We start from the raw sequence: 6,373 nt of genomic DNA on the forward strand, positions 1-6,373 counted from the left end.
CCGAGCCCGCCCGTGCGCCGTCCGGCGGCCGACGGAGGCCCGTACACCTTGAGGCAGTCGTTCGGGCAGCCCGTGCAGGCGCCGGAGACGGACACCGCCCGCCCCGCGTAGTCGCCCGCCGACGGGACCCGCAGCCCCGGCGTCCCCGTCTCCGAGAAGTTGCGGACGGAGGCGTAGCCGGGGTCGAGCGGGCCGTCCGCCCACCCCGCGAACCCCGGCACGCCCGCCTGGAGCGCCGCCAGCGGGTTCGTGGCCAGCGACTCCCGGTAGGAGGCGGCCAGCCCGGCCACCGCCGCCGGGTCCGCCGCAGGGGCCGCCACCTCGGCGGGCACGTCACCGGCGCACACGATCGCCTTGAGGTTCTTGGCGCCGAAGACCGCGCCGAGGCCGTAACGCCCGGCGGCGAAGGCGTGGTCGGTGACGACGCTCGCGTACCGGACGAGGTTCTCCCCGGCCGGCCCGATCGCCGCCACGTGGGCGCGCGCGCCGTGCCGGGCCCGCAGCGCGTCGGTCGTGGCGGCCACGCCCAGCCCGCGCAGCTCGCCGGCGTCGTGCAGGGTCGCCTCGCCGTCCCGGACCAGCAGGTACGACAGCCGCTCCGCCCGCCCGAGCACGGCCAGCGCCCTGGCCCCCGCCGCCCGCATCCCCGCCGCGAACGGCCCCAGCGCGTGCGCCTCCCCGGCCACCCCGGTCAACGGCGACTTGGCCAGGAACACGGCCTTGGCCAGCCCGGGGGCCGCGGTCCCGCCCAGCATGCCGGCCGCCACGTACAGGAGCGTCCCCGGATCGTACGGATCCAGCCCCGGCGCCGTCCGCTCGGTCATCAACCGCAGCCCCAGAACGGTCCCGCCATAGTGCCCCTTCTCCTGGGTGCGATCTTCCTTCTCGACGTTTCCACTGGTCAGATCCACAGTGAACGGCACGACGAAGCCTCCTGGGGCGGAAAGCGGACCGGGATCGGCACAACATCACACATCATGTAACAGGCGCAACCTCCGCCACCGGCGGGTGGCGGGGGCTCCGCCCGCCACGTATGTCCGGCCCGCATCGCGGCAAGAGATCTTGACTTTTACTTCTTGTCAACATAAGTCGGCTGATATTCGAAGTAAGGTAGGCGCATGCCAAGCGGTGCCAACGGCCAGGGCGTGGGGGCGGGGGCGCTGCTGGCGATCCTGCGCGACGGGCGGGCGCGGACCCGCGGCGAGCTGGCCCGCTTGACGGGACTGTCCAGATCCACGGTCACCCAGCGGCTCGACGGCCTGATCGATCAGCGCTGGGTCGTGGCCGGCGAGGGCTCGATCTCCTCGGGAGGCCGCCCGGCCGGCGTCTTCGCCTTCAACGGCGGCGCCCGCGCCGTGCTCGCCGCCGACCTCGGCGCCACCCACGCCCGCCTGGCCGTCCTCGACCTGTCCATGAACGTGCTCGCCGAAGTGGCCACCGAACTGCCCGTCGACCGGGGGCCCGAGCGCACCCTGTGCCGGGTGGCCGACATCCTGGAGGAACTGCTGGCCGCCGCCGGACGGGATCCCGCGCAGGTGTGCGGCGTCGGCGTCGGCCTGCCCGGCCCCGTCGAGCACGGCTCGGGCCGCCCGGTCAACCCGCCGATCATGCCGGGCTGGGACGGCTTCGCGGTGCCCGAGTGGCTCCAGGGCCGGCTCGGCGCGCCCGTCCTGGTCGACAACGACGTGAACATCATGGCCCTGGGCGAGCACTGGGCCGCGGGGCCGGCCGTGGACCCGCTGATCTACGTCAAGATCGGCACCGGCATCGGCTCGGGGATCGTCTCCGGCGGGCGGCTGCACCGGGGCGCGCAGGGCGCGGCGGGCGACGTCGGCCACATCCGCGTCGCCGGCTCGCGGGCCCCGTGCAGGTGCGGCAACGCCGGTTGCCTTGAGGCGGTGGCGAGCGGCGCGTCCATGGCGGCGGCGCTGCGCGCGGCCGGGATCGAGGCGGCCGGCAGCAGGGACGTGGTGGCGCTGATGCGCGCGGGCGACCTCACCGCCACCCGGCTGGTTCGCCAGGCCGGGCGCGAGGTCGGCGCGGTGATGGCCTCGATCGTGAACTTCTTCAACCCCTCCGTCATCGTGCTCGGCGGCGACGTGGCCGAGGCGGGGGAGCAGGTGCTGGCGGGCGTACGGGAGACGATCTACAGCCGGTCGCTGCCGCTGGCCACGCAGCATCTCGCGATCAGGGCCAGCGAACTGGGCGACCGGGCGGGGATCGTCGGCGCGGCCGTCATGGTCGCCGAGCACGTCCTGGCCCCGTCCACCATCGACCGCCAGATCGCCGGCTGACGACCCTCACCACTTCCACCACAGGGGCCGAATGGACGGCCGGGGAGGCGTGGCCGCGAGGAGAAGTGGAGGGGTGATCTATGATCTTGGGGGCAGGGTGAGCGGTGATGTCCACCCTCGACCTCCTCCTGGCCCTCGGCGGGGCCGCGGCCCTGCTCGCGGCGATCCTGCCCGAGGTGCTCGCCCGCCGCCCCCTGTCGCTGCCCCTGGTGTACCTCCTGGCCGGCCTGGTGCTGTTCGCGCTGCCCATCGGCCTGCCCGAACCCGACCCGATCGCCCACCGCACCGCGCTGGAGCACATCACCGAGCTGTGCGTCGTCATCTCCCTCATGGGCGCGGGCCTGGCCATCAACCGCCGCGCGGGACCGCGAGGCTGGTCCACGACGTGGCGGCTGCTCGGCCTGGCCATGCCGCTGACCGTGGCGGGCGTGGCGGTCGCGGCCACGGCCCTGCCCGGCTGGCCGATCGCCGCCGCGCTCCTGCTCGGAGCCGTGCTGGCCCCCACGGACCCCGTGCTCGCCTCGGACGTGCACGTGGGCGAGCCCGTGGACGCCGAGAACGCCGACGACGAGGTCCGCTTCGCCCTCACCTCCGAGGCCGGGCTCAACGACGGCCTCGCCTTCCCCATCGTGTACGCCGCCATCGCGGTCGCCGGCGCGGCGGGAGCCGGCTGGCTGGGGGAGTGGGCCCTGCTCGACGTCCTGTACCGGACCGCCGCGGGACTCGTCCTCGGGCTGCTGATCGGCCGCCTGCTCGGGCGGCTGTTCTTCCGCGCGAGCTCTGAGCGGCTGCGGCTGTCGGAGCGGCGGGACGGCTTCGTCGCGCTGGCCGCCACGCTGCTCGCGTACGGGGTGACGGAGCTCGCCCGCGGGTACGGCTTCGTCGCCGTCTTCGTCACCGCGTGCGCCATCAGGGGCGCCGAGCACGGGCACGGCTACAACAACGTGCTGCACGGCTTCGTCGAGCAGATCGAACGGCTGCTCACCGCATGGCTGCTGCTCCTGCTCGGCGGCTTCGTCGCCACCGGCGGCCTGGCCGCGCTCACCTGGCGCGGCGCCGCCGTCGGGCTCCTGCTGCTGCTGGTGATCCGGCCGCTGACCGGATGGCTGGTCCAATGGCGGGGGCGGGCGGGGCCGAGGGAGCGGCTGGTGATCTCGTTCTTCGGCATCCGGGGGATCGGGTCGCTGTTCTATCTCGCGTACGCGCTGGGGCAGGCCGACTTCGGGGTGCCGGCCGAGGAGCTGTGGGCGGTGACCGGGTTCACCGTCATGGTCTCGGTCGTGCTGCACGGCGTCACCGCCACCCCGGTGATGAACCGGGTGGACGCCATCCGCGACGGGCGCCACCCGCGACGACGCGAGGCGTGAGGACGGGAGCCGTGACGACGCCTCAGGGCCGGCCCAGGCTCCACAACCGTAAGGAGCCGTCCTCGTCGGCCCCGGCGACGACCGGCCTGCCGTCCTGCTCCGTCACGGCCAGCCGGCGGATCGCGCCGCCCTCGCCCGCGCCCAGCACGCCGATGACGTCACCGTCGCGCAGGTCCCACACGCGGACGAAGCTCTCGCCACCCGCCGGGGCGTGCGCCACGGCCGCGACCGGCACCTTGCCGGCCAGCCCCATGGCCAGGGCCGTGGCGAACCGGTCATCGGGGCTCTGGCGGCTGAACGACCACCGCTTCCTGCGCTTGCCGGTGGTCAGGTCGTACACGCGCAGGGTGGCGTCCAGGTGGGTGGACACCAGGATCGGCCTGCCGTTCAGCTCGCCGCAGGCCAGGTGCTCGATGCCGCCGATCTCGCCGGTGGTGAACGTACGCAGCATCGTCGCGGTGGACAGGCGCCACACCCGGATCCGCTCGCCGCCGTCGCCCGTGACGAGCACGTCGTCCTTGCCCGCCCGCCCGAACGCCAGCCCGCGGATGCCCTGGAAGTGCGCGGTGATCGGCGCGCCGATCCGCTTGCCCGTGGAGACGTCCCAGAGGCGCACGACGCTGTACAGGTCCTTCATGCCGTCGTACTTCTGCGACACCGCGTACGCCCTGCCTGCGACCGTGACGCCGATGATCGGGTCGCTCACCCGGTGGCTCGCCAGGTTCTCGCCCGCCGGCCCCCACAGCCGCATCCTGCCGTCGTCGTGCCCCGACGCCGCCACCGTCCGGCCCTTCAGACTTCCCACGTCCACCGCCGCCACCGGCCCGCCACCGTCACCGAGCCGCACGGGAGTGGTGCCTGGGGTCCATCCGAAGACGAGCCCTTTGTCGGTGCCGCACACCACGACTCCCTCGGCGGCGGCCAGCGCTGCCGACCCGCCCACGCCGCGCCCCGGCAGGGGCGTCAGGTCGGTGACCGGCGTCCCGAACGGCTCGGCGGTCACGGCCTGACTGGCCCCGGCGGTGGGAGTAGCGTCACCCGCCGCAGTGACCTCCCCGCTGGGGGACGCGCCACCGCTCGGGGACACGGGCCCGCCCTCACCGGGGCTGGGCGACCCATGAGCAGGCGAGGCACCAACCGGTGTCCGCCCGTCCGAAGCCACCCCACCAAGAGCCTCCCGCCGCCCGCTCCCGGCCCGCAGCACGGCGAACGCCGACACCCCAAGCGCCACAGCAGCGGCACCCCCACCGATCAACACCCTCCGGCTGACCCCTCCCCGCCCACCCCGCCCCTCGTCACGCCCAACACCGCCCCCGGCCTCGGGCCCGCCACCTTCTCCCGGCCGGCCACCGGTTCCGGGCGTGGCCCCGGCCTCGGGCCTGCCACCGCCATCCGGACCGCCACCGCCATCCGGACCGCCACCGCCATCCGGACCCCCACCACCATCCGGCCCGTCGACGGCGTCCGGCGCGCTGTGGGTCGCGAGCCCGGTTGCGTAGGGTGTGTCGCTGTTGACCTGTGTGCCTGGTGTGTCTGGTTCGGTGTTGAGGGTGGGGGCGGCGGTCGAGGGGATGCCGTCCACCGTCGGGATGCCGTTGCCGGGGGTGGTGGGGCCGGACCGGCGGATCAAGTTTCGCAACACGTCCGTGAGGGCGGGACGGGCGGCGGGGTCCTTGGCGAGGCAGGATTCCACCAGGCCCGCCAGCCGCTCAGGCACCCCTCGCAGGTCCGGAGTCTCGTTCAGGATCGCGTTCATGACGACGACCATCGTGTCCCCGGCGAAGGCCGCGCGCCCCGTGGCCGCGTACACCATCGACCCAGCCCAGCTGAACAGGTCCGAGGCGGGCCCCACCCGCTCACCCCGGAACTGCTCGGGCGACATGTACGCGGGCGTCCCCAGCACCCCCGACGTGCGGGTCGTGGCGTCGAGGGCCTTGGCGATGCCGAAGTCGATGACGATCGGCCCGTCGGGCCCCATCAGGACGTTGGCCGGCTTGAAGTCGCGGTGCACGATCCCGGCCTGGTGGATCGCGGCCAGCGCCGTCAGGGTCGAGATCGCCAGCCGGTCCAGCGCCCCGCCCGAGCGCGGCCCGGAGGTGCGGACGAGCGTCTGCAGCGTCTCGCCGGGGACGTACTCGCTGACGATGTACGGCCGCTCGTCCAGCATCCCCACGTCCAGCACGGCCGCCGTGCAGAAGGCGGCCACCCGCCGCGCCGCCTCGACCTCGCGCAGGAACCCGCGCGCCATGGCGGCGTCCTGGGCCAGATGGCTGTGCAGCAGCTTGACCGCGACCTCACGCCCGGACTCGGACACGCCCCGGTAGACGACGCCCTGCCCGCCCGAGCCGAGCACGCCGGCGAGGCGGTAGGCGCCGACCCGCTCGGGGTCCGACGGCCGGAGCGGGCGCGTTCCCGTCATGCGTCTCCTCTTTCCCCGAATGTCCGCGAACCCGGACGGACCCCTACGAGCAACGCGCATGAGCACCGTTCACCGCAACTCCGGACAGTTTCTCAAAAAGTGCACGTTTCGGAGGGGCGACGTGCCGTTTCGCCTCGGGACGCCGCCGATCCGCTCCCGGCCGCCCGCGACACGTCGGCCCGCGGAAGTGCGGGACGCGGCGCCGTACCCGGTAGGTTGCCTGTCCATGGAGGCACCCCCGAAGCAACCGCGGCGAGCTGCGCCGGGCCGCGGCGGCGGGGTCGCGGTTGCTT

The 6,373-nt window shown here is 74.3% G+C and carries 4 protein-coding genes; 2 read left to right on the forward strand and 2 right to left on the reverse strand.

Annotated features, from left to right (window positions below):
* Positions 1 to 923: aldehyde ferredoxin oxidoreductase N-terminal domain-containing protein (locus ABFX54_RS55550; protein WP_346115422.1), on the reverse strand; the 923-nt coding region annotated here is incomplete at its 3' end.
* 195 nt (positions 924 to 1,118) lie between these two features.
* On the opposite strand from ABFX54_RS55550, the gene ABFX54_RS55555 reads away from it, so the two are divergent.
* Positions 1,119 to 2,294 (forward strand): ROK family transcriptional regulator, encoded by a 1,176-nt coding sequence (locus ABFX54_RS55555; RefSeq protein WP_346115423.1) that lies wholly within the window; start codon positions 1,119 to 1,121, stop codon positions 2,292 to 2,294.
* A 107-nt stretch (positions 2,295 to 2,401) separates the two neighbouring features.
* Positions 2,402 to 3,661, forward strand: a complete 1,260-nt coding sequence (locus tag ABFX54_RS55560; protein WP_346115424.1) for a cation:proton antiporter domain-containing protein — start codon at positions 2,402 to 2,404, stop codon at positions 3,659 to 3,661.
* A gap of 22 nt (positions 3,662 to 3,683) precedes the next feature.
* Here ABFX54_RS55560 and ABFX54_RS55565 read toward each other — a convergent pair whose 3' ends face one another.
* A complete protein-coding gene (locus ABFX54_RS55565) occupies positions 3,684 to 6,080 on the reverse strand; it encodes a WD40 repeat domain-containing serine/threonine protein kinase (RefSeq protein ID WP_346115425.1) in 2,397 nt (798 codons plus the stop codon).
* Between the last annotated feature and the right edge of the window lie 293 nt (positions 6,081 to 6,373).

Origin of the sequence: Nonomuraea maheshkhaliensis (assembly GCF_039529435.1) — a bacterium.
GTDB classification, from domain to species: domain Bacteria; phylum Actinomycetota; class Actinomycetes; order Streptosporangiales; family Streptosporangiaceae; genus Nonomuraea; species Nonomuraea maheshkhaliensis.

Excerpts from the sequence above, each read along its gene's own strand:
- ABFX54_RS55555 (WP_346115423.1), top strand. The coding sequence starts at position 1,119 with ATGCCAAGCGGTGCCAACGGCCAGGGCGTGGGGGCGGGGGCGCTGCTG.
- ABFX54_RS55560 (WP_346115424.1), top strand. The coding sequence starts at position 2,402 with ATGTCCACCCTCGACCTCCTCCTGGCCCTCGGCGGGGCCGCGGCCCTG.
- ABFX54_RS55565 (WP_346115425.1), bottom strand. The coding sequence starts at position 6,080 with ATGACGGGAACGCGCCCGCTCCGGCCGTCGGACCCCGAGCGGGTCGGC.